The sequence below is a fragment of the Rhodococcus sp. NPDC076796 genome, from assembly GCF_040702765.1.
Lineage (GTDB): Bacteria > Actinomycetota > Actinomycetes > Mycobacteriales > Mycobacteriaceae > Rhodococcoides.
This window is the reverse complement of the sequence record NZ_JBFBMS010000001.1, coordinates 392,414-413,572: the sequence shown is the minus strand read 5'-3', so window position 1 is coordinate 413,572 and position 21,159 is coordinate 392,414. Positions and strand designations below refer to the sequence as shown.

19 protein-coding genes and 1 tRNA gene are annotated in these 21,159 nt (G+C 65.4%); 8 read left to right on the top strand and 12 right to left on the bottom strand.

Features of this window, described 5'->3' with window-relative positions:
- Positions 1-4 precede the first annotated feature (4 nt).
- The 6 genes from AB0366_RS01975 to AB0366_RS01950 form a co-directional block, all read right to left on the bottom strand.
- On the bottom strand, positions 5-1,372 hold the full coding sequence (locus AB0366_RS01975) for a DEAD/DEAH box helicase (protein WP_366242498.1): 1,368 nt from the start codon (positions 1,370-1,372) through the stop codon (positions 5-7).
- A 223-nt stretch (positions 1,373-1,595) separates the two neighbouring features.
- Positions 1,596-2,939, bottom strand: a complete 1,344-nt coding sequence (locus tag AB0366_RS01970; RefSeq protein ID WP_366242497.1) for an HNH endonuclease signature motif containing protein — start codon at positions 2,937-2,939, stop codon at positions 1,596-1,598.
- 105 nt (positions 2,940-3,044) lie between these two features.
- Positions 3,045-3,120 (bottom strand) — tRNA-Arg (locus tag AB0366_RS01965).
- A gap of 450 nt (positions 3,121-3,570) precedes the next feature.
- Entirely contained in the window at positions 3,571-5,988 is a 2,418-nt protein-coding gene (locus AB0366_RS01960; RefSeq protein WP_366242496.1) for an FtsX-like permease family protein, read from the bottom strand.
- A 50-nt stretch (positions 5,989-6,038) separates the two neighbouring features.
- Positions 6,039-6,740, bottom strand: a complete 702-nt coding sequence (locus tag AB0366_RS01955; RefSeq protein WP_366242963.1) for an ABC transporter ATP-binding protein — start codon at positions 6,738-6,740, stop codon at positions 6,039-6,041.
- Positions 6,741-6,824: 84 nt separating this feature from the next.
- Positions 6,825-8,024: a helix-turn-helix domain-containing protein gene (locus AB0366_RS01950; protein ID WP_366242495.1), complete on the bottom strand. Its 1,200-nt coding sequence runs from the start codon at positions 8,022-8,024 to the stop codon at positions 6,825-6,827.
- Positions 8,025-8,392: 368 nt separating this feature from the next.
- Here AB0366_RS01950 and AB0366_RS01945 point away from each other — a divergent pair, with 368 nt between their 5' ends.
- Positions 8,393-9,298: an acyl-ACP desaturase gene (locus tag AB0366_RS01945; protein ID WP_366242494.1), complete on the top strand. Its 906-nt coding sequence runs from the start codon at positions 8,393-8,395 to the stop codon at positions 9,296-9,298.
- A 152-nt stretch (positions 9,299-9,450) separates the two neighbouring features.
- Positions 9,451-10,311 carry a universal stress protein gene (locus AB0366_RS01940; protein ID WP_366242493.1) on the top strand — a complete coding sequence of 287 codons (861 nt, stop codon included), beginning with the start codon at positions 9,451-9,453 and terminating at the stop codon, positions 10,309-10,311.
- Here AB0366_RS01940 and AB0366_RS01935 read toward each other — a convergent pair.
- Genes AB0366_RS01935 through AB0366_RS01925 form a run of 3 tightly spaced genes read right to left on the bottom strand, consistent with a single transcriptional unit; the run spans position 10,304 to position 11,991 of the window.
- A complete protein-coding gene (locus tag AB0366_RS01935) occupies positions 10,304-10,630 on the bottom strand; it encodes a cupin domain-containing protein (protein ID WP_032395790.1) in 327 nt (108 codons plus the stop codon). The genes AB0366_RS01940 and AB0366_RS01935 overlap by 8 nt on opposite strands.
- Before the next feature lie 54 nt (positions 10,631-10,684).
- Complete coding sequence (locus AB0366_RS01930; protein WP_366242492.1) at positions 10,685-11,194, bottom strand: dihydrofolate reductase; 510 nt, start codon at positions 11,192-11,194, stop codon at positions 10,685-10,687.
- The gene (locus AB0366_RS01925) at positions 11,191-11,991 is read right to left on the bottom strand and encodes a thymidylate synthase (RefSeq protein ID WP_366242962.1); all 801 of its coding nucleotides are present in this window, start codon (positions 11,989-11,991) and stop codon (positions 11,191-11,193) included. Before AB0366_RS01925 ends, AB0366_RS01930 begins: the two co-directional genes overlap by 4 nt.
- Before the next feature lie 29 nt (positions 11,992-12,020).
- Between AB0366_RS01925 and AB0366_RS01920 the strand changes: the two genes are divergently transcribed.
- Positions 12,021-12,887, top strand: a complete 867-nt coding sequence (locus AB0366_RS01920) for a DNA-formamidopyrimidine glycosylase family protein (RefSeq protein ID WP_366242491.1) — start codon at positions 12,021-12,023, stop codon at positions 12,885-12,887.
- Here AB0366_RS01920 and AB0366_RS01915 read toward each other — a convergent pair.
- Positions 12,880-14,424, bottom strand: a complete 1,545-nt coding sequence (locus AB0366_RS01915) for a carboxylesterase/lipase family protein (RefSeq protein WP_366242490.1) — start codon at positions 14,422-14,424, stop codon at positions 12,880-12,882. The genes AB0366_RS01920 and AB0366_RS01915 overlap by 8 nt on opposite strands.
- Positions 14,425-14,498: 74 nt before the next feature.
- On the opposite strand from AB0366_RS01915, the gene AB0366_RS01910 reads away from it, so the two are divergent.
- From AB0366_RS01910 to AB0366_RS01890, 5 genes are all read left to right on the top strand, one after another.
- Positions 14,499-15,059, top strand: a complete 561-nt coding sequence (locus AB0366_RS01910) for a molybdenum cofactor biosysynthesis protein (RefSeq protein WP_366242489.1) — start codon at positions 14,499-14,501, stop codon at positions 15,057-15,059.
- A gap of 146 nt (positions 15,060-15,205) precedes the next feature.
- Positions 15,206-16,597, top strand: coding sequence for an SLC13 family permease (locus AB0366_RS01905; protein WP_366242961.1), 1,392 nt, complete (start codon positions 15,206-15,208; stop codon positions 16,595-16,597).
- 62 nt (positions 16,598-16,659) lie between these two features.
- A complete protein-coding gene (locus AB0366_RS01900) occupies positions 16,660-17,868 on the top strand; it encodes a CoA transferase (RefSeq protein ID WP_366242488.1) in 1,209 nt (402 codons plus the stop codon).
- A 1-nt stretch (position 17,869) separates the two neighbouring features.
- The gene (locus AB0366_RS01895) at positions 17,870-18,793 is read left to right on the top strand and encodes a hydroxymethylglutaryl-CoA lyase (RefSeq protein ID WP_366242487.1); all 924 of its coding nucleotides are present in this window, start codon (positions 17,870-17,872) and stop codon (positions 18,791-18,793) included.
- On the top strand, positions 18,790-19,779 hold the full coding sequence (locus tag AB0366_RS01890; RefSeq protein ID WP_366242486.1) for a D-glycerate dehydrogenase: 990 nt from the start codon (positions 18,790-18,792) through the stop codon (positions 19,777-19,779). The genes AB0366_RS01895 and AB0366_RS01890 overlap by 4 nt, the downstream gene beginning before the upstream one ends.
- Here AB0366_RS01890 and AB0366_RS01885 read toward each other — a convergent pair.
- Together AB0366_RS01885 and AB0366_RS01880 are read right to left on the bottom strand one after the other, a co-directional pair.
- On the bottom strand, positions 19,767-20,543 hold the full coding sequence (locus AB0366_RS01885) for an IclR family transcriptional regulator (RefSeq protein WP_366242485.1): 777 nt from the start codon (positions 20,541-20,543) through the stop codon (positions 19,767-19,769). The genes AB0366_RS01890 and AB0366_RS01885 overlap by 13 nt on opposite strands.
- Positions 20,544-20,559: 16 nt before the next feature.
- Entirely contained in the window at positions 20,560-21,147 is a 588-nt protein-coding gene (locus tag AB0366_RS01880; protein WP_366242484.1) for a TMEM175 family protein, read from the bottom strand.
- Positions 21,148-21,159 lie beyond the last annotated feature (12 nt).

Genomic DNA, 21,159 nt, shown 5'->3' with positions numbered 1-21,159 from the left:
TGGGTCAGCGGCTGCGCTGGCTTGTGGCCGGTCCTGCTGCGCGACGGCTGTGGCCACCGCCACCGCTGCGCGGCTGACCACCGCTGCGCGGCTGACCACCGGAGCGAGCCGGGCCGCCGCGTCGCGCGTTGTTGCTGTTGCGAGGATTCGCGGTGCGAGCCGGTGCCTGCTCGGCCTTCGGTGCGGGCTGGACGTAGCGGGCCTGCTCGCCGACGAGATTCGCCACTGCGGGCGAGTCTGCGGTGACGCGGATGGGCGTGACCTTGATGTCGGCCTTGCGCAGCAGAACTGCGGTTTCCTTGCGCTGCTCGGGCAGGACGACGGTCACAACGTCTCCGGCGCTTCCCGCGCGTGCGGTGCGGCCGGAACGGTGCAGGTATGCCTTGTGCTCGGCCGGGGGATCGACGTGGACGACGAGCTGGACGTCGTCGACGTGGACGCCGCGGGCTGCGACGTCGGTGGCGACGAGAACACGAGCCTGGCCGGAGGAGAACGCGGCGAGGTTGCGGTCACGTGCGGCCTGCGAGAGGTTGCCGTGCAGGTCGACGGAAGGGATTCCGGCGTCGGTGAGCTGCTTGGCGAGCTTGCGGGCCTGATGCTTGGTGCGCATGAACAGGATGCGGCGTCCGGTGCCGGAGGCGAGCTGGTGGACGAGCTTCTTCTTGGCTTCGACGCCGTCGACCTCGAACACGCTGTGCGTCATGGCCTCGACGTGTGACGTGGCTTCATCGACGGAGTGCGTGATCTGGTTGTGCAGGAAGCGCTTGACCAGCTTGTCGACGCCGTTGTCCAGGGTCGCGGAGAACAGCATGCGCTGGCCCTTGTCCGGGGTGGCAGCGAGGATGCGGGTGACGACGGGCAGGAACCCGAGGTCGGCCATGTGGTCTGCCTCGTCGAGGACGGTGATCTGGACGCCGTCGAGGGTGAGGTGACGCTGCTTCATCAGGTCTTCGAGGCGACCGGGGCAGGCGACGACGATGTCGACTCCGCCCTTGAGCGCGGACACCTGACGGACCTGCGAGACACCACCGAAGATCGTGGTGACCTTCAGCGAGTACGCGGAGGCGAGGGGTTCGATCGCGACGGCGATCTGAGTGGCGAGCTCACGTGTCGGCGCGAGGATCAGGCCGCGGGGGCGGCCGGGCTTGCGGTTACCGGGGAGCTGGCCGGCGAGGCGAGCGACCATCGGGATGGAGAAGGCGAGTGTCTTGCCGCTGCCGGTCTTTCCGCGTCCGAGCACGTCGCGTCCCTGCAGTGTGTCGGGGAGCGTATCGGCCTGGATGGGGAATGCCTCGGTCTTGCCCTGGCTCGCGAGTACATCCGCGATGGCCTGGGGTACGCCGAGTGCAGAAAAAGTCTGTGGGGTCGTCATAGTGATGAAAAGTGCCTTTCGGGCAGGGTGTTGCACCTGCGGGCCTTCGGGCCGAGATGCAAGGTGGCGAGACTGCCGGTGGGCAGTTTCGATCGCCGTAAGAGAAGCCTGTGCAGGGTGCACATGGAGGTTCGGGAGCATTCCACGACGTCTGACGTGCAGCTACGCGCGTCGTTGACGAGTGTAACCGAGTTGTGGACAGCTCTGTTCCCGCCGTCGCTCATCACGCGGCGTCGAAGTCGAAGAGTCCTTCGAGTGTCACGTTCTCGATCGTCGAGTTGTAGAGCTCGACCACCGGCATCGGTGGCGCACTCGAGTCGTAGGTGTGCCCGGTGGGTGAGATGAGTATGTAGCGGTGTCGCGCGTTGCGTTTGTCTCGTAAGGCCTCGGCCGTCCAGCCCTCGCCCTCTTTCGCGTAATTGCATGCGGCACAAAGGCCTGCGCCGTTCTCGGCGCTCGTTCTGCCGCCTGCGGAGTGGGGTCTGATGTGATCGTGATGACGGATCGGCGCGTCGCACCACGGGGTTCGGCAGGTGCGATCTCGAAGATCGATGAGGCGTCCCAGCGCTGTCGGAAATGCGCGTGATGTGGACTCCACTGCCGTCAGTGCGCCGGACGTCGGATGCGCGTAGAGGCGGCGCAATGCGACGTGCGTCTCACTGTCGAGTGTGTCTCGGATGAGTTGCCGTGCGACGTCGGACGGAATGTCGCCGTAGCCGTGCATGTATGCGGACGTGGAACCGCCGGCGAGGAGGGCTGAATCGGCGATGACGATGTCGACGGTCACCGGAGGGCCCTGTGCGGCGGCTGCGCCGGTAACGCGCTCGAACACGAGATCGGCCATGATCTGGTCGCGGGTTCGTGTCTCACCGCCTGCATTGATGAGGGTGTCGGCGTCGCGTCGCAGTGTCGCCCACATGCAGACCATCTTCTCCATCGAGGTGAGCACGGTGAAGAAGCCCATCGATTCGGGTGCGGGGCGGGTGCTGGTGCGGCGGGCGGCGTAGGCCTTGGCGCGTCGTTTCACCTGGGAGGCGGCGTCGAGTTCGTTGGCGAGTGCACGGGCCCGGCCTTCGATGGTGCGGTCGCCGGCACCGGCCAATGTGGCGGGGTCTGTGCACAGTCGTTCGTCGATGGTGCGGCGGTCGTCGACGGTGAGGCATGCGGTCTCGCGAGCGAGGATCATGGCGCGCCACTCGTTGAGTTCGCCAGCTTTCAGGCGCGCGAGGGTGTGCGGCATTTCGTGCACCAGGGCGCGAGCAAGGCCGAGGTGGGTGCCGCCGCGGTTCGGTGATTCGCGTCGGGCCAGGCCGATCTGCGACGCAATACCGATGCGCCACTGCGGTTTCGGCTTACCGCGCTCGCGGCGTTCATTGCTGATGGTCGTCGCCACAGCGTCCGTCACCACGGCTTGAACTGCCACGCTGGCGCACTTGATCGTCTCGAGTGCCGAGATCAGATCGATGCCCGCTGCTGCGTCGATATCGAACTCCGATGACTGAAGGCGCGCAACGAAGCGCAGCACTTCATCGGACGTCAATGGCGAATCTTGTACGGCTGTGACCACGAGTTCCTCCCCAGTACTCGAATGCATGTTCGATAGTACGGGGGATTTCTTCGTAGCGCAACAGTCGCAAGCAATTGAGGGAGGGTGAAGCGTGGTGACGGCTCGTGGTGCCCTCGGCAGGATTCGAACCTGCGACCTACCCTTTAGGAGAGGGTTGCTCTATCCCCTGAGCTACGAAGGCTGGTGATCGTTGTGCTGATCCGAAGCCCTTGTCCAGCAACGGCTTTCGATCCCTCGAACGATCGGTTGCGGATGAGTTTGCTGTCACGGTGCACAGCTGGCCCACATCGCGCTCGCTAGTCTAGCGGCCCATCGTGGCGATCGTGAAGCAGGTTGCTGCCGTTCGTCACCGTCCAGGTCAGTGATGCGATCAGGTTCAGGGCGGTGCGATGCTGGTGGGCGGTGTAATCGGCGATCGATTCGATGCCGACGAAGCATCGGATATCGCGTGCGAAGGCGTCGAATGTAGCCGCCCTCCTCCCACAAACGCGCGCGCATTCGCGAGACGCGCGCAGAGTCGCCAGCCACGGGCTGTCTATTCCGCTCGCACCTGACGAACGCGCGCGCGTTTGCGGATCCCTAGCCGGATCCCGAGACCCCGCAGCCGGAGTCCAACACCGATCCCCACCACCTAGTCCGCCGCGATAGCGTCCACGATGTTCAGTCGAGAGGCGTGCACGGCAGGCGGAGCCGAACCCAACAGCGACAGGCCGAGGGCGACGAGGCCGTACAGCAGCACCGACCAACTCGCGGTGTAGGCGACTGGAATGCCGATGCTGGCTCCCAGGATCAGGGTGCTCAGGTATTGCAGACCCGCACCGATAATGAGGCCGAGGACGCCACCGACGATGCCGACCGAAAGTGCCTCGGCGAGCACCATTCGCGCCAGGGTTCCTCGGCCGCCGCCCATCGCGCGCAGCACCCCCAGTTCGCGTCGACGCTCGAGCACCGACAGTGTCAAGGTGTTGAGCAAGGCGACCGCAGCGACGAGCGCGACGATCCACTGCAACGCGATGGCCAACGCACCGGATTGTCGAATAGCGGCACTGGTGCCCTCCAGAGCGGCAGCGCCGGTGTAGACGAAGGCCTCGGGCGGTAGCGCCGAACGCAGTGAATCCTGCACGGCGGCAACGTCTCCGTCGACACCGATCTCCAGGTAGGTCGCCCCGGGCCGGTCGTACCACCGCTGCATCGAATCCAGCGAGATCGCCATCGTGCCGCCCGCGGCGTTGATGTAGTCGACCAGATCCAGCACCCGCACGGTCTGCACACCGGTCGGCGTCGGCAGATCGATGGAGTCGCCCACCGAGACACCCAGCGTTCTGCCGAACCCCCGGGACAGCACCACCCCGTCACCGGCGAGCACCTGGGAACGCACGTCTTCGGTGAGCGAGGTGAGCGTCACCGCATTGCTGCCCTCGGCGACGCCCTGGATGGAGACCGTCTCGCCGTCGATCGTGGCGTATGCCCACTGCCCCTCGACGACGCGAGACACACCGGGCGTCGATGCGACGGCATCTTCCACCTCGGCGGGAACGATCGGGCCCGACGGGATGGCGTCGGGCGAGGTCATCGACACGTACAGGTCGGTATCGGCCAACGACGACAACGATTCGGCTGCCGAGTCCGTCATGTTGGTCAGCGAACCCGACACTCCCACACTGACTCCCACCGCGATCACGATCGTCATCACGGTCGCCCAGATGCGCCGCGGGGCGCGCTCGATGGTGGCGGTCGCGAGGCGTCCGGCACCACCCCAGCGCCGGGGGACCGCTGCGGTGATCGACACGATCGGCCCCGTCGCGCCGACGCACAGCGCGACGACGCCGAACATGAACAGCGCACCGGCCCCGAGGGTCAACTGCCCGTCGACGTTGACGGCGAACAGGAAGGATCCGGCGACGGCGAGCACGCCGAACACGGTCGCGGCCAGGGTGAACCGCAGACCGGGACCACCCGAAGTCTCTCCGCCGCCGACTGCGAGCGCCTCGATCGGCGAGATGCGGTACACCTGCACGGCAGCGACGGCCGAGGCCCCGACACAGGCCAGCACGCATGCGACGATCGCCACCGGAATCGCGAAGCCGGGCAGCACGTATTCGATCCGCGCATCGAACGCTTGGGACAGGAACGGCGGCAGACTCTCGATCGCGATGCGGCCCATGGCGATTCCCAGCGGGACTCCGACGGCACCGCCGACGAGACCGACCAGTACGGACTCGAACAACAGGTCGCGGACGATATCGCCGCGGCGGCCACCGACTGCCCGGAGCAGAGAGATGGTGGGTCGACGCTTCGCGATGGCCATGTTCATGACGTTGAAGACGAGGAACGCCGCGACGACGAACGCGATGAGCGAGACCATCAGTGTCGCATTGCGAGTCAGGCTCATGGCCTGGTTCGCGCGGTCGGCCCGGAAGTCCGGATTCATCACCGACACCCGGCCCGCCAATGCGGCGTCCAGGTCGGTGCGCAGGGTTTCGCCGCTACCGAGCACGAAGATCGAATCGAGCTGATCGGCGCGGTCGGTGAGCGTCTGAGCCGTCGGGATGAGCGCGACGGCGAACATGCCCCCGCCGATGCGTTGCGTACCAGGGCCGTCGACCACGCCGACCACCGCCGTCGGGACATCGTCGATGGTGACGGTGTCGCCCTGCGTCAGACCCGTTGCGGCTCCGACCAGTACACCGGCCGGGTCGGTGAGCAACCCGGCCGCGTTTCCTACTGCGCCTTCCAGATCGGATTGCAGTGCCGTGATGGACGAGTCGACGCCGAGAATCGTCAGGTCACCGACGTCGGACCGAACGGTGCTGCGCAGCAGTGGGACCGCTGTCTCGACGGCGGGAACAGCACGGACGGCGTCGAGTTCGCTCTGATCGAAGCCCGAGTCGGTGACACCGACGACCTCGTAGTTCGCGTTTCCTGCGATCGACACCGCGAGACGCTCGACGGATCCGGTCAAGGATCCGTAGGTGCCGAGGACGGCGATGAGCAACCCGGCCGCGACGGCGACGACACCGGCCGAGACCAGCGAACGCACCCAGTGCATGCGGAGGTCGCGGAGGCTGATGACTCGAAATCTGCTGAGCGCGGTACCTATCACCGATTGAGGCCGGCCGTCGGGGTGTCGGTCTCGACGCGACCGTCGATCATGCTGACGATGCGGTCGGTGGACCGTGCCGCCTCGAGGTCGTGGGTCGCCATCACCACTGCTCGACGCCCGTCGCTGGCGTGCGCCACGTCGGCGAGGATCTCGAGGACGTTGTGGGAGGTCTTCGAATCGAGATTGCCGGTCGGTTCGTCGGCGATCAGCAGCGCCGGATCCATCATCAATGCCCGGGCGATCGCGATGCGCTGGATCTGACCGCCGGACAACTGTGCCGGACGGTGCTCGGATCGGTTCGAGAGTCCGACCATGTCGAGCAGACGCATCGCGTCGGACTTGGCCTTCTTGATAGGGGTGCCGTCGAGCAGCTTGGGAACGGCGACGTTCTCCCACGCGGACATCGTCGGCAGCAGGTTGAAGAACTGGAAGACGAACCCCACTTGGTGGCGTCGGAAATCGGATTGGGCGTTGTCGTCGAGGGTGGTGACCTCGACGTCGTCGAACCGGATGGAACCCGACGTGGGCGTGTCGAGTGCGCCGAGCATGTGCAGCAGCGTCGACTTACCAGCACCGGACGGCGCGACGAGCGAGACGAACTGGCCACCCTCGATCGTGAGATCGATACCGTCCAACGCGCGTACCGGTTGCTCGCCGGTGGGGTACTCCTTGACCACACCGGACAGCTCGAGCTTCAACTTCGCCATGCAACGATCCCCTGCTCCTCGAATACTTCCGACGCTACCTGCCGTCGGGTCGAGAAACCGGTCGGAGTTCTCAGATCACGCTGCGCCGCGCGAGGATTCGAGCCGTCGGGCCACCAGAGCGGCCTGCAGGTGTCGGATTCCCGAGGGACGGGTGGGGTCGAACCCGGTGAGCTGGGCGATCCGCTTGAGGCGGTAATCGACCGTGTTGGTGTGCAGATGGAGCTGGCGAGCGGACCGCTGACGGTTCAGATCGTGCGAGATGTGGATCTCGAGGGTCTCGAGCAGCTCCGGTGACGAGTCGAGTGGCTCGAGGATCTGGGTCAGGTGGCGACGGCCTGGGCCGGGGCGCGTGAGCTGGTACTCGAGCACCAGGTCGTCCATGCGGTACAGGCCGGACGGGCGGTGCAACTGGTGCGCCAACGACAGCAGTTCGTGTACCTGATCGGCTGCGGTGGGGATATCGGAAGTAGCGGCCTGCTCGGCGGTGACGGTGACGGGAACCTCGGCGGCGGTCCCGATGCGATGCACCAGGGCCTCGACCCATTCGTCGTCGTGGGTGCCGGGAATGAGCACGGTGCCACCCTCGGTGCTGAGCAGAGACAGGGGAGTGCGTCCGCAGATCGTGGCCAGCTCGGCCTGGACGCGGCGCAGCTTTCTGCGGGCGGCGACGGTCTTCTGGATGTTGGGGTCGTTCTCGTCCGGGTGCGGCGGCACCGAGATGGCGAGCACGAGGTAGCTGTCGGCGAGTTCGATGCCGGACTGACGGGCCATCGACACCGCGTTGTGTCCACTGAGCAGTGAGGTCACCAGGGTGTGCGCTGCCGTGTGGTGCTCACTGGCCACCGATTGGAGTTCCTCGACGTAGCTCTTGCTGGCTGCGATGGAGACCTTCTCCGACAGCAGCACGAACATCCGCGCGGCCTCGATCAGTTGAGCGGCGTCGCCCTCGCCTGCCCTCTTGGACACGAGATTCCAGCCGATCTGGATGCCCTCGTGGTAGACGCTGAGGACGGACTCGAGGGGCACACCCTCGCGGGCCCACTGGCTGGCCTTGGCGCGAAGTTCGGCCAGGTCGGACTCGGCCGGAGCACGCCGTTCGTCGAGCATCTGCACGGCGATACTGATGCACTTGACGGTGAATTCGGTGACGTCGCCGTGGAGTTGTTCGCCCGGCAACGACCCGCACGGGGTGTTGGCGGCGAAGTGCCCCACGAGGAGCCGCGCCACCGCGCGGAAGTCGCGAAGAGGAGCCGACGCAGGCTGACCCGCGACCATGATTCCGAGGCTAGTCGAGTTGTGAACGGTCACAGATCAACCCTTCGTGTTGGGTTCTTCAGGTCTTCGGAGAGCAAACTTACTTGCGCGTATCCATGCGCTTCCACGGCTCAATGTATGCAATCCCCGACGAAACCGCGGCGTTTTCGTACTTCAAGTTTGTTTCCTGGCCTCTAACAGGGTCGATCATAGGTTGTTATCAACGCGTGATCCACCATTTCGGCAAAACTCGTTGTGACCTATCTCGAGCGCGCGCCCCGAGCGCTTGCGACTTGCCCTAAACAATCGTCAAGCGGTTCACGGCGGGAGGACGGCGGATCTACGTTGATCTCGGTCGGAGTGGGTGGACGGGCGTCGAAGGGGCGGGCATGCGCAGTGATATCGGGCAGTTCGCGGTTCTGCGAGAGCTGTTGCCGACCATCGAGGCGAATCTCGTTCGCCACCGCGCCGACGCCGTGCAGTGGGAACCGGCCGACTTCGTTCGGGCCGAGATGTACTGGGGTTCGCGTCCCTCGACCCTGACCGAAGCCGCCAAAGCAGCATTGGTGACCACTCTGCTTGTCGAACAGAACATTCCGCTGTACCGGCGGGATACTGCCATCTCCGAGATCGGGGTCTGGCCGTCGTGGCTCACCGAGTGGAGCGCCGAACGAACCCGGCACGCAGCGGCTGTCACCGACTACCTGGTGGCCACCCGCAGCGTCGATCCGATCGCCCTCGGTCGCGCCCGAGCGCAGTGCATGACGGTGGGTTTCGACGCCCCGATGAACGGAGCGCACCTGCTCAGGTCGCTGGCTCAGGTCGCCCTCGACGAGTCGGTCTCGAGTATCTGCCACCGCAACACCGCCGTTCAGTGCCACGATCCGGTCGCCGATCGCCTGCTCGGACGCATCGTCGCCGATCAGGACCTGCACGTCCGCTTCTTCTCCGACCTGGTCGTCGCGGCGCTGGAGGTTGCACCGGCGCTCACCGTCACGGCGATCACCGAGGTCGTCATGAACTTCCAGCTGCCGGGCAGCAACCTCCCGGGGTTCGGGCGCAGCGCGATGCTCATCTCGCGGGACGGAATCTACGATCTACGTCGCCACCTCGATGAGGTCCTGCGTCCCCTGTTGGCGCAGTGGCGCATCTTCGAGCGCACCGACCTCGGTGCCGGAGCCCGCAGCCGCGACCAACTGGCCGACTATCTCGATCATCTCGACGCCCAGGACACCGCTACCGAGCTCAGCCGCACGCGAAGCCAGGAGTACGCAAACGCCTTGCGCGCCAGCTGACACCACATACCCCGGGGGGTCCGTGGGACCGGCGCCTCTTCGGTTCGATTCGAATCGAAGAGGCGCTTCGGCGGGACCCATCGACTAGCCTGAACTCCTATTCGTCATACGCCCGAGGCCTGGTTCTCGCGCAACGACCGGAGGCCCGAAACGTGACAGGCTCTCGACCGATCATCGTCGGCATCGACGGATCCGCCGCAGCGGACAAGGCCGTGATCTGGGCGGCGCTTTGTGCTCACCGACGCGATCGGCGATTGCACATCGTGACTGCCGTCGACATGCCAGGGGTGGTCGACCTGAGCGAATTCGCGGGCGAAGCAACCGAATTCGTGGCCACGGCCAAATCCAGATTGGTGGCGGCCGAAACTCTGGCGGCCCTGGTCGTCGACGATCCCGCCTTCGAGGTGACCTCGAGTGCCGTCGAGGGCGGTGTGATGGACGTTCTCATCGGCGTCTCCGCGCAGGCCGAGATCCTGGTGATCGGGGCCAGCGAAACCGGCGCTGTCACACTCTCGTTGGCTGCGCACAGCGTCTCTCCGGTCGCGGTGGTGAGAGGCCGTGACATCGACGGTCGCCCGGTCGCCGAAGGGCCGGTCGTCGTCGGTATCGACGGCTCGGACGTCAACCAGGCCGCGGTCGAGTGGGCGTTCGTCGAAGCATCGGCCCGTGACGCCGTGTTGATCGCGGTGCACGTGTGGTCCGATGTCGATCTGACCCAGTCGTTCGGCCGTGCGCCCAAGGACTGGCAGGCCATCGCAGACGGTGAGGAGGCTCTGCTGGCAGAGAGCCTCGCCGGTTGGCAGGAGAGGTTCCCCGACGTCGAAGTGCAGCGCGTCGTCGCTCAGGACCGTCCGGTACGGGTTCTGAGTGGATTGTCCGAAACCGCAGCGTTGATCGTGGTGGGCAACCGGGGGCGCGGCGGATTCGGTGGAATGCTCTTGGGCTCCACGAGTTTCGCGCTCGTCAACACCGCGGACTGCCCGGTGCTGGTCGTGCGGAAAGCGCTCACATAGCGACGGTCAGCAGGAAGCTCACGTCTTCGAGGGCCTCGACGCTGTGGCGGGCGTCGGGGATGACGAGAAGGTCGCCGGTCGAGCCCTTCCAGGAGCGCTCACCGGAGATCAGTTCGAGCTTGCCGCTGAGCACCAGGACGGTCGACTCTCCGGAGAGGTCGTGTTCGGCCAGCTTGTTGCCTGCGGCCAGTGCCACGACCGTCTGTCGCAGGTGGCGTCGGTGACCGCCGTACACCGTCTGCGAACTGCGGCCACTCGACGCGCCGACTGCAAGCTTGAGCTGTTGGCGGGCAAGGGCGGTGAGTGACTTCTTGTCCATGATCGTCAGTATGACGCACCGCTCGCAGTCGCGACGGGGGAATCCTGAACGCGCTCAAGAAGGTTGGGTAGGCTTTCCGTACTCGACCCAGCGGAATCGGGTCCCGCCGACCCGGCTGCTCTGCCACTCGCCTGCCGTCCCGACCCAGCCGTCGGGAATCTCGGGAGCCCTCGTATCGCCCTCGACGTCGAGATCGACCTCCGTCACCTCCAGGTGGGTCGCGATATCCATTGCACTGCGATAGATTTCGCCGCCCCCCATGATCCACACCGCGCTCTCGCCCACCAGAGCCACGGCGTCGGAAACACTCGGTGCGTTCTCGGCACCGTCGGCGGTCCACGAGGAGTTGCGGGTGACCACGATGTTGCGACGGCCCGGCAGCGGACGGAACTTTGCAGGCAGTGAGTCCCAGGTCTTACGGCCCATGATCACCGGATGCTCGGCCGTCTTCGACTTGAAGTGCGCCATGTCCTCGGGGATGTGCCATGGGATGGACCCGGCGTCCCCGATGACGCCCGCGGTGGTCTGGGCCCAGATCAGACCGACGAAGTGGGGTGCACTCACACCGCTACCGGGGCCTTGATCGCCGGGTGGTGCTGGTAGTCCACGATCTCGATGTCCTCGTAGGTGTAGTCGAAGATCGAATCTTGTTGCGCCAGTTTCAGAGTGGGGTAGGGGTACGCCTCGCGCGAGAGCTGCTCGGTGACCTGATCGCGGTGGTTGTCGTAGATGTGGCAATCGCCGCCGGTCCAGACGAACTCGCCGACCTCGAGGCCGGTCTGCGCCGCCACCATGTGCGTGAGCAGCGCGTAGCTGGCGATGTTGAACGGCACACCGAGAAACATGTCTGCACTGCGCTGGTAGAGCTGGCACGAGAGCTTGCCGTCGGCCACGTAGAACTGGAAGAACGCGTGGCACGGCGGCAACGCCATCCGCGGGATCTCGCCGACGTTCCAGGCCGAGACGATCATCCGCCGCGAATCCGGATCGGTCTTCAGGGTCTCGATGACCTGGCTGATCTGGTCGATGTGCTCGCCCGACGGGGTGGGCCACGACCGCCACTGCACGCCGTAGACGGGACCGAGCTCGCCGTCCGGAGCAGCCCACTCGTCCCAGATGCTCACGCCGTGCTCCTGCAGCCACGTGGCGTTCGAATCCCCGCGCAGGAACCACAGCAACTCGTAGACGATCGACTTCAGGTGGACCTTCTTGGTGGTGATCAACGGGAAGCCCGCGGCCAGGTCGAAGCGCATCTGATGTCCGAACACGCTGGTGGTGCCGGTTCCGGTTCGGTCGGATTTCGCCGTCCCGGTATCGAGGATGTGGCGCAGCAGATCTTCGTACGGAGTCGGAACCATCACGACGGTCATCGTAGCTGCATACTGGACACATGCCGGAATTACCCGAGGTGGAAGCCCTTGCCGGCTTTCTGCGCGAGCATGCCGTCGGTGCGGTGATCGGTCGCATCGACATCGCTGCACTGAGCGTTCTCAAGACGTTCGATCCGCCGATCACCGAGCTGCAGGGCAAGGACGTCACCGATGCCGCCCGCTTCGGCAAGCATTTGGCACTCCGCGCCGGTGACCTCTGGCTGATCACCCATCTCTCCCGCGGCGGATGGTTGCGGTGGGTGGACAACCCCAGCGTCGCACCGCCCAAGCCGGGCAAAGGGCCCCTGGCACTGCGGATCCACTTCTTCACCCCCGAGGGAGCGACGCCCGCCATCGATCTGACCGAAGCGGGCACCAAGAAGCGGCTGGCGGTATGGGTGGTGCGAGACCCGCAACAGGTCGCGAGTATCGCCCGGCTCGGGCCCGACGCCCTGACGGTAACCGAACTCGAATTCGCCGAGATCCTCGCTGGCACCACTGCGCGACTGAAGACCTCGTTGGTGGATCAGTCGCTGTTGGCCGGCATCGGCAATGCCTACTCGGGCGAGATACTGCACGTCGCAAAGCTCTCGCCCTTCGCGTCGTCGAGCAAGCTCGATCCCGAATCCGTCGGCGCGCTCTACGCGGCGATGCGTTCGGTCCTGTCCGACGCGGTGGATCGCTCGGCCGGGCAGGATGCGGCGCGTCTGAAGGGGGAGAAGCGATCGGGGATGCGAGTGCACGCCAGAACCGGACTTCCGTGCCCGGTGTGCGGCGACCCGGTACGCGAAGTCGCCTACGTCGATCGCTCTTTTCAGTACTGCTCGACGTGCCAGACGGCCGGCAAGATTCTCGCCGACCGTCGCATGTCGCGACTGCTCAAGTGACGGGTTCGAGCTTCTGGCTGTCGTAGCCTCGGTAGCCTTCCCACGCCTTGCGCCGGTCGCTGCGCGGGTCCTTCTGTACCCGGGTGCGGGTGTCGAAGATCAATGTTCGACGCGAATCCTCGTCGTACGCCGGCCACGAGTCCAACGGTTTTCCGTTGGTGGCGAACGCAATCCAGTTGGACTGCACCTGTTCGGTGACCTCAGCGAATGCCTTCCGTCCGCCGGTCAGTGTGAGCGCCTTGCCGAAGAGGGTCGCGTTGATGCCGAATACGGCGAACAGTTCGAAGCCGTGGGTGGCGTCGAAGCCGAGCACCTTCAGCGACCGTGGAGCGAAGTCGAAACGGTAGAAGTACGTGGGCGCATGACGCGAATGCCCTTCGGCCACTTCGAGAGACGGCTTCCAGAAGGTGAAGTCTCCGCCGAAGTCGATGGCTGCCCGCTCACTGGGGTAGCCCCGGTAGCCTGAAGTGACCACGGCTTCGGCGTCGGGATCGGTGAGTGAGAAGAGCTTGGTGATGCGCTCGGGGTTGGTGGGCAGCGCGTCGAGGAACTTCGGAAACAGTGTTCCCTCACGGGCATTGGTGCCGATGATCAGCGGGACGCGGTGCGCGGTGCCGTTCGCGTAGGCCTCGACCGGGCTGACCGGGAGGAAGTCGCCGTCGATCACCGGGCCGAACGGGAGCAGTCCGGGAGTGCGGTGCAGGGTGGTGAGGCCGAGCTTGGTGCCGGCCCGTCCGAGTCGAAGTACCTCGGCGTTCTCGAGGGTCTCGGCTGCGTTCTCCGCGGTTCCGCCGAGGTAGCCCACGTACTCGCGCGCCCATTGATCGGCGCGCTCCTTGGTTGCGGTCATGCCAGGCGCGGAACTCTCGGAAATCGCCTGGGCGAAAAGGCCTTTCGCGGAGGGAACCGTCATGAGAGTGGTGACGGCATTGCCGCCTGCGGATTCGCCGAAGATGGTGACGTTGTTCGGATCGCCACCGAAGTTCGCGATGTTGCGCTGTACCCATTCCAGGGCCGCAACCTGATCTCGCAACCCCAGGTTGGAGTCGAACGGCCGCTCGGGAGTGGAGAACTGGGACATGTCGAGGTAGCCCAGTGCGCCGAGTCGGTAGTTGACCGATACGTAGATGATGCCGTCGCCGTCCTGCAGCGAGCGGCGCACCAGGGAACCGCCGCCGTACAGCGGGGTCGCCGAGGTGCCGAGCGTGTACGCGCCGCCGTGGATGAACACCATCACCGGACGCGGGTTCGTGCTCGGTGCGCTCGGGGCCAGCACGTTGAGCGTCAGGCAGTCCTCGCTCGACGGCTGGTACTTACCGACCGCGAGCATCGTGCCGCGCTTGTGCTGAACGGAGGCGTTGCCCCACTCGGTGGCGTCGCGCACGCCCGACCACGGTTCGGTGGGTTGGGGCGCTCGGAAACGAAGCGGTCCGACGGGCGGGGCGGCGTAGGGAATGCCGCGCCAGGTGGTCAGGTCACCCACCGGCTTCCCCTCGATGATGCCGTCGGAGGTGGTCACGCGTGTCGTCACAGCCATGTCGCGAGTGTACTGATGGGTCCTTACCCGTGGGTAAGAACTGGTGGAGATCTGCACCGGGCAGACTCGAGTGCATGCCTTTCGAGTATCGCGCCGAGATCGTGCAGCTGCTGCGCTCGCCCACCCACGCCTACTTCGGTAGATCCAAGGACGGCCCTGCCGACGTGGCGACGGACCTGCCGACCAGCGTCGAGATCGCGGCACACAAAGGCATCCGTGGAGATCGCTTCTTCGGGGTGAAGGCGCACACGGAAGCGGCGGTGAGCTTTCTTGCCGTGGAGGCATGGGAGGCGGTAGGAGATGTGCTCGGCGTCGATGTGCCCGATCCGGCTGTGGCCAGGCGCAACGTGGTGGTGCGCGGTCTCGAACTCGACCCGCTGCGAGGTCTGGAATTCGAGCTCGACTCGGGCGACGGCTGGATTCGATTCCGTGGTGGCCGACCGGCTCATCCGTGCGCGTGGATGGACAGCATGGTGGTCGACGGCGCACGCAAGGCCCTGATCGGTCGCGGCGGACTGCGGGTCGAACCACTGTCCGACGGAATCCTGCGGGTCGGGGAACTCATGGTCCGCTCGCCCGTCGAACTCGACGCGTCCCGCGCTGCCCTGTCGGTCAGGCGCGCTCAGCCGATCTGACCTCGTCTTCCCTCGGCTGTCGGGGTTCCTCCCTGCCTGTCTTGCTCACGAAGCAAATCTATGCCCATAATGTGGGTACTGGTGTGACGGATCACACCGAGCCGCACGCGATGGCGTCGGTCACTCTCGATCGGAAAGAATTGCCGATGTCCGACATGTGGATCGTGATCAACACCGTCGTCGCCGTGCTGGCGGTGGTGGTCTTCATCGTTCGTTTTCACTTCAACCCGGTGATCTCGTTGGTGCTCGGGGCCGCGTACCTGGGACTGGCGACGAAGCTGGGAGTTTCGACCACCGTCGATACGATCACCGGCGGATTCGGCGAGATCATGGCCGAGGTCGGCCTGCTCATCGCGTTCGGTGTTCTGATGGGCTCGGTGCTGCAGGAGATGAATGCCATTCAGCGTCTGGTCGGCACGTTGCTCAGAACGTTCGGTCCCAAACGGCTCCCGTACGCACTGTCGCTGACCATCGCGACTCTGCTGCAGTCCATCTTCCTCGACGTGCTGTTGGTGATCTCCGCTCCGCTCGCGCGCAACCTCGCGCCCAAGATCGGCAAGTACGGCACCGCACGGATGGCCACGGCGCTGGCGATCGCGCTCGAATGCGGCATCGTGTTCATGGTCCCCGGTGTCGCGACGCTCGCACTGGCCGGACTGCTCGGGGTGCCACTGGGCAAGATGATGATCTACGGACTGATCCTGATCGTGCCCGTCGTCGTGCTGTCGGTCGCCATCATGTCGTTCGTGTTCCGACACGGATGGTGGAACGAGGAGAAGGACGAGCAGCAGATCACCGTAGTCGAGCAGCCTGTGGTCCCGGAGCCTGCCGATTCCGACGACGAGCACCTCGAAGCCGGAGGTGGTGTAGCCCAGAAGGTGCGCACCGAGAAGCAGACGTCGTTGCTGGTGCTGCTCTCGCCGCTGTTGCTCGCGCTCGTCCTCATCGCGATCGGAGCCGTTCTCGAAGTCGCCGAAATATCGTTTCCCGTAGTCGAATTCATCGCCAGCCCGGTGATCGCGCTCCTCATCGGCTTGGTGGGGACGTGCCTCATCGGCCGCTACCACGTCGGTCAGGCTCGGGTGGAGAAAGCTCTCGCCCGTGGCTTCGCCGAGAGCGGTCAGATCCTGATCCTCACCGGTGTCGGCGGATCGCTCGCGGCCGTCATCAACGAGGCAGGTCTCGGCGACATCCTCGGCCAGTACTTCACGGCCAGCACCGCAGCGCCGCTACTGATGGTGTGGGTCATTGCTGCCGCGCTGCACATCGCCGTCGGATCGGTGACGATCTCCGCCATCACCTCGGCCGGCATTCTCGCCCCGGTCGCTCCGCTGATCGGTCTCGACCCGGTGTTCATCGCGCTTGCTGCGGGTGCCGGATCACTGTTCGCCGTGCATGTCACCAGCAACACTTTTTGGCTGCTGCAGTCCTTGATGGGTCAGTCGACCCGGGGCACACTCAAGACGTGCTCGGTGGGCGTCTCGGTGGCATCGGTCATCGCCATCGCGTTGATCGTGCCGATGAGCTGGATCCTGTGAGCCCTGATTCTGTGAGCCCCGATTCTGCCAGCCCTGATTCTGCAAGTACCGAAAGGAACACGATGGCACTGCCGCTCAGCGGAGTTCGAGTTCTCGAGCTCGGCAACTACATCGCCGCCCCCACTGCGGCGCGCATGCTCGCCGACTTCGGTGCCGAGGTCATCAAGGTCGAACGGCCGGGAACCGGCGACGAGCTTCGCAACTGGCGGCTGTACTCCGGCACCACGTCGATGCTCTATCGCACGATCAACCGCAACAAGAAGTCGATCGTGCTCGACCTGCGTACCGAACAGGGCCGCAAGGACGTCGTCGACCTCGCAGCGAAGTGCGACATCGTGCTCGAGAACTTCCGGCCCGGCACACTGGAGAAATGGGGTATCTCCCCGGAAGTGCTCAGCGCAGCCAACCCCGAATTGATCATCACGCGCATCTCGGCCTTCGGCCAGACGGGCCCCATGTCGCAGCGACCCGGATTCGCTGCCGTCGCAGAGGCATACGGCGGCTTCCGCAATCTCGTGGGTGATCCGGATCGGCCGCCCGTCCGGGTAGGAGTGTCGATCGGAGACTCCATCGCCGGGCTGTACGCGGCGTTCGGATGCGTCATGGCCCTCTTCCAACGGCAGACCCAGCGCGCGGCGCAGGCACCGGACTTGTCGCTGGCGCAGCGTTCCATCGATGTGGCGCTGAACGAATCGATTCTGTCGATGATGGAATCGTTGATTCCGGATTACCTCGCCTACGGTGTCGAACGCGAGCGCACCGGCGGCCGGATGGAGGGCATCGCACCCTCGAACGCATACCCGTGCAACGACGGTCATTCGATCATCATCGCCGGCAACGGCGACGCGATCTTCCAGCGCTACATGGAGACCATCGATCGTCCCGATCTGGGAGCCGACCCGGACCTGGCGTCCAACGCCGGTCGGTGGCGTCGACGCGACGAGTTGGACGCAGCCATCTCGGCCTGGACCGGATTGCATTCTCGCGAGCAGGCTTTGAAGATTCTCGACGCCGCCGGGGTGCCGTCGGGTCCGATCTACACCGCGGCGGACATCGTCGCCGACGAACAGTACGCCGCCCGCAACATGATTCAGCACTTCCCGGTCGACACCGGAGGCGACGAGCCCACCGACGTCGGATTCGTCGGCGTCGTCCCGGTGATCGGTGACGCGTCCCTACCTATTCGTTCGGTCGGACCGGATCTCGGCGAACACACCAGGGAAGTACTGTCGACTCTGCTCGGCCGCACCGACGAAGAGATGGGCCTCTGAGATGTATCGATTCGCTCCCGCCGCAGAGCTTCGCGACGTCACGATGCGCGACGGCCTGCAGCTCACCGGCAAGATGCTCTCCACCGAACGAAAGCTCGAGATCATCAGGGCCCTCATCGAACTCGGCGTGCCTTCACTCGAAATCGGATCGATGGCGCGGGGCGACAAGGTGCCCCCGATGGCCAACACCCTCGAGGTGATCGGTGCGCTCACCGCCGCCGAACTCGCACGATGCTGGGTGTGGGTCGCCACTCCACGTCACGTCGAGAAGGCCGCCGCCGCCGGGGCTCGCAATTTCCAGTACTGCTTCTCCGCGTCGGACTCGCACAATCAGGCCAACATCGGCCGTACCACCGAGGTATCGCTGGCTGCGATGCCCGACGCCGTCGACATCGCTCGATCGGTGGGCGGTGAGATAGAGCTCTGCATCGCGACCTCCTTCACCTGCCCGTTCGAGGGGCAGGTGCCGCCGGACCGGGTCATCGAGATCGCCAACGACGAACGAGCAACCGGTGCAACGGATATCGTCATCTGCGACACCCTCGGGCAGGCAGTGCCGGTGCAGATCTCGTCGCTGATCTCGCGGGTCCGCGCGGAAACCCCCGACCGCAGAGTGGTGTTCCACGGTCACGACACCTGGGGCCTGGGCGTCGCGAACACTCTCGCCGCGATCTCTGCCGGAGCGACGATGGTTGACGGTTCGCTCGGCGGACTGGGCGGGTGCCCGTTCGCGCCCGGTGCCAGCGGAAACACCTCGTCGGAGGACATCCTCTTCGCCACCCGGCCGGACTGGTTCGAGCCGAAAACACTGGCGGCCATGGTGGACCTGTCCGAGGAACTGCTCACCGAACTGGGCGAGCCCATGCGATCGAAAACCGTTCAGGGTGCGCGGTCCGAAGCGCGTGCTTTCGAGTGGGTCGTATGAGCCGCATCCTCGTCACCACCGAGATTCCCTCGCCGGGCATGGACATCCTGCGCGCCGCGGGCGATGTCGACTTGCGGGAGGTCGATCACGAGCAGTTGGTCGACGCCTGCGCCTCGGGGGAGTACTCCGTTGTCGTATCCCAGTTGCGTGATCGGTTCGACGCGGAGCTGCTGGCCTCGGCAGCACTGGTCGGGATCTCCAACTACGCCGTCGGATTCGACAACATCGACATCGCAGCCGCAACCGAACGCGGCATCACCGTCGCCAATACGCCCGGGGTACTGACGGATTCGACCGCCGACATCGCGATGCTGCTCATCCTGTCCACGGCCCGCCGAGCCGTCGAGGCCGATGCGTTCGTGCGTTCCGGCTCGTTCACCGGGTGGGAGCCCGAACTGCTTCTCGGCAGCGATGTCTCGGGCCGGGTGCTGGGGCTGGCCGGCTTCGGCCGCATTGCCCGCGCCACCGCGCGTCGGGCACTGGGCTTCGGTATGACGGTCAAGTTCTGTCCGCGCCCACCCGGCGACCGTACGGTCTCCGAGAACGAGCTCGGCGAGTTCGCCGGTCGCGTCGAGCATGCATCCTGGGACGAGATCGTCACGACCAGCGATTTTCTGTCCCTGCATGTTCCGCTGTCGGACTCCACCCACCATCTGGTGGACGCCACCGTACTCGAGGCGATGAAACCGTCGGCGATCGTGATCAACACCGCGCGAGGACCGGTGATCGACGAGGCCGCTCTGGTGACCGCGCTTCGCGAGGGGACCGTTGCCGCAGCAGGATTGGACGTCTACGAGCGCGAGCCATCTCTCGAGCCCGGCCTGGCGGATCTGCCCAACACGGTATTGCTCCCACATGTGGGAAGCGCGACGGTGTCGGTGCGTTCGGAGATGGCGCGGCTGTGCGCTACCAACGCAGCAGCGATGTTCGGCGGTTCGATGCCTCCGCATCCGGTGAATCCCGACGCCTGGTCTCACGCGGGGTAGCGGCCGCCGAGGGTCCTCGTGATCCGCTCGGCGTGGGAGATCAGCAGATCCACCCAGTCCTCGCACTGCGACTGCGGCATCCGCAGTGTAGGTCCGCTGATGGTGACGGCACCGACGATGTCCGCGGCCGAATCGAACACCGGTGCGGACAGTCCCGACGCGCCGGTCTCGCGCTCGCCGGTGGTGATCGCGTAGCCGTCGGCTCTGGTCTGCGCCAACAGCGTTCGCATCGTCTCGGCTTCGGTCACCGTCTGCGCGGTCATCGATTCGAGTTCACGGGACAGGACACGCTCGGCCAGCTCGTCGTCCCAGGCCAGCAGGACGCGGCTGGCCGATCCCGCGCTGAGCGGGATCACCTTGCCGACGTACATGTCCCGGCGCAATGCATGGCGAGTCTCGGCGATGGCGACACACACGCGGTAGTTCTGCTCCGGCCGAAAGAAACACGCGGTCTCGGTGGTCAGATCGCGCATGTCCTTGAGCACAGGGTTGACGACCGACAGCACGTCGAGGTCCTTGGTCGCCGTCGCCGCCCAGTAGGCCATCCGCACCCCGATGCGAATGCGATCCCCGCCGCGGTCCAGAAATCCTTGCTGCACAAGGTTGGTGACGAGGCGCTGCACCGTCGAGGTGGGCAGGCCGGTGGTCTGTTGGATCTCACCGAGCGTCATCGAGGGACGGTCGAACGAGAAGGCGTCGAGAATCTCGGTGATCTTGCCCAGCACGAGAAGCGGCTGCTGCTTCGACGTGCTCTCGGTGGTCACCCGACCAATCTACTCGTCACACACGGCCGAGGAGGCGGTTGATCGGCGCTGTCAGCAACAGAACGAGCAGCGACCACAGGCCCAACGGCGTGAACGCCAGTCCGAGGGCGACCAGGATGAGAACCGAGGTGATCGCGCCGTTGCGCACGCTGCCGTGGCTCGGTGCGTCGTCGGCGACGATGTTCGGATGCCGGGAGACGATGACATCGGCAACGAACATCGCGATGACCGACACTGCGATGGTCGCGACATACAGCGGCGCCGCGCTCGCGTCGTACCCGCTCTTCTCGGCGATCAACTTGGTGGGGAACGGCAGGAACACGATCGCGAGCAACCAGACGAAGTTCACCCACATCAGACCGCGGGTGTAGCCGACCAGGTTGCGGAAGACGCGATGATGGCTGAGCCACTGCGAGAAGATGACCAGAAAGCTGAGCACGAATGCGAACAGCTCGACCCCGTGGTCACGCAGAATATCGACGAATTGTGCGCTTTCGTCCGGTTCGGCCAGTTCCACCAACGGAAGAACGAGCAGCGTCGCAGCAATCGCAACCACGGCATCGCTGAAGTTGACCAGTCTGTCGAAACCCCGCTCGTATTCCATGTCGGGAATTGT

Coding starts and splice junctions, on each gene's coding strand:
- AB0366_RS01890 (WP_366242486.1), top strand. CDS start 18,790: ATGAGCCGCATCCTCGTCACCACCGAGATTCCCTCGCCGGGCATGGAC.
- AB0366_RS01910 (WP_366242489.1), top strand. CDS start 14,499: ATGCCTTTCGAGTATCGCGCCGAGATCGTGCAGCTGCTGCGCTCGCCC.
- AB0366_RS01915 (WP_366242490.1), bottom strand. CDS start 14,424: ATGGCTGTGACGACACGCGTGACCACCTCCGACGGCATCATCGAGGGG.
- AB0366_RS01960 (WP_366242496.1), bottom strand. CDS start 5,988: ATGCACTGGGTGCGTTCGCTGGTCTCGGCCGGTGTCGTCGCCGTCGCG.
- AB0366_RS01905 (WP_366242961.1), top strand. CDS start 15,206: ATGTCCGACATGTGGATCGTGATCAACACCGTCGTCGCCGTGCTGGCG.
- AB0366_RS01950 (WP_366242495.1), bottom strand. CDS start 8,024: ATGGTCGCGGGTCAGCCTGCGTCGGCTCCTCTTCGCGACTTCCGCGCG.
- AB0366_RS01880 (WP_366242484.1), bottom strand. CDS start 21,147: ATGGAATACGAGCGGGGTTTCGACAGACTGGTCAACTTCAGCGATGCC.
- AB0366_RS01945 (WP_366242494.1), top strand. CDS start 8,393: ATGCGCAGTGATATCGGGCAGTTCGCGGTTCTGCGAGAGCTGTTGCCG.
- AB0366_RS01900 (WP_366242488.1), top strand. CDS start 16,660: ATGGCACTGCCGCTCAGCGGAGTTCGAGTTCTCGAGCTCGGCAACTAC.
- AB0366_RS01895 (WP_366242487.1), top strand. CDS start 17,870: ATGTATCGATTCGCTCCCGCCGCAGAGCTTCGCGACGTCACGATGCGC.
- AB0366_RS01920 (WP_366242491.1), top strand. CDS start 12,021: ATGCCGGAATTACCCGAGGTGGAAGCCCTTGCCGGCTTTCTGCGCGAG.
- AB0366_RS01975 (WP_366242498.1), bottom strand. CDS start 1,372: ATGACGACCCCACAGACTTTTTCTGCACTCGGCGTACCCCAGGCCATC.
- AB0366_RS01935 (WP_032395790.1), bottom strand. CDS start 10,630: ATGGACAAGAAGTCACTCACCGCCCTTGCCCGCCAACAGCTCAAGCTT.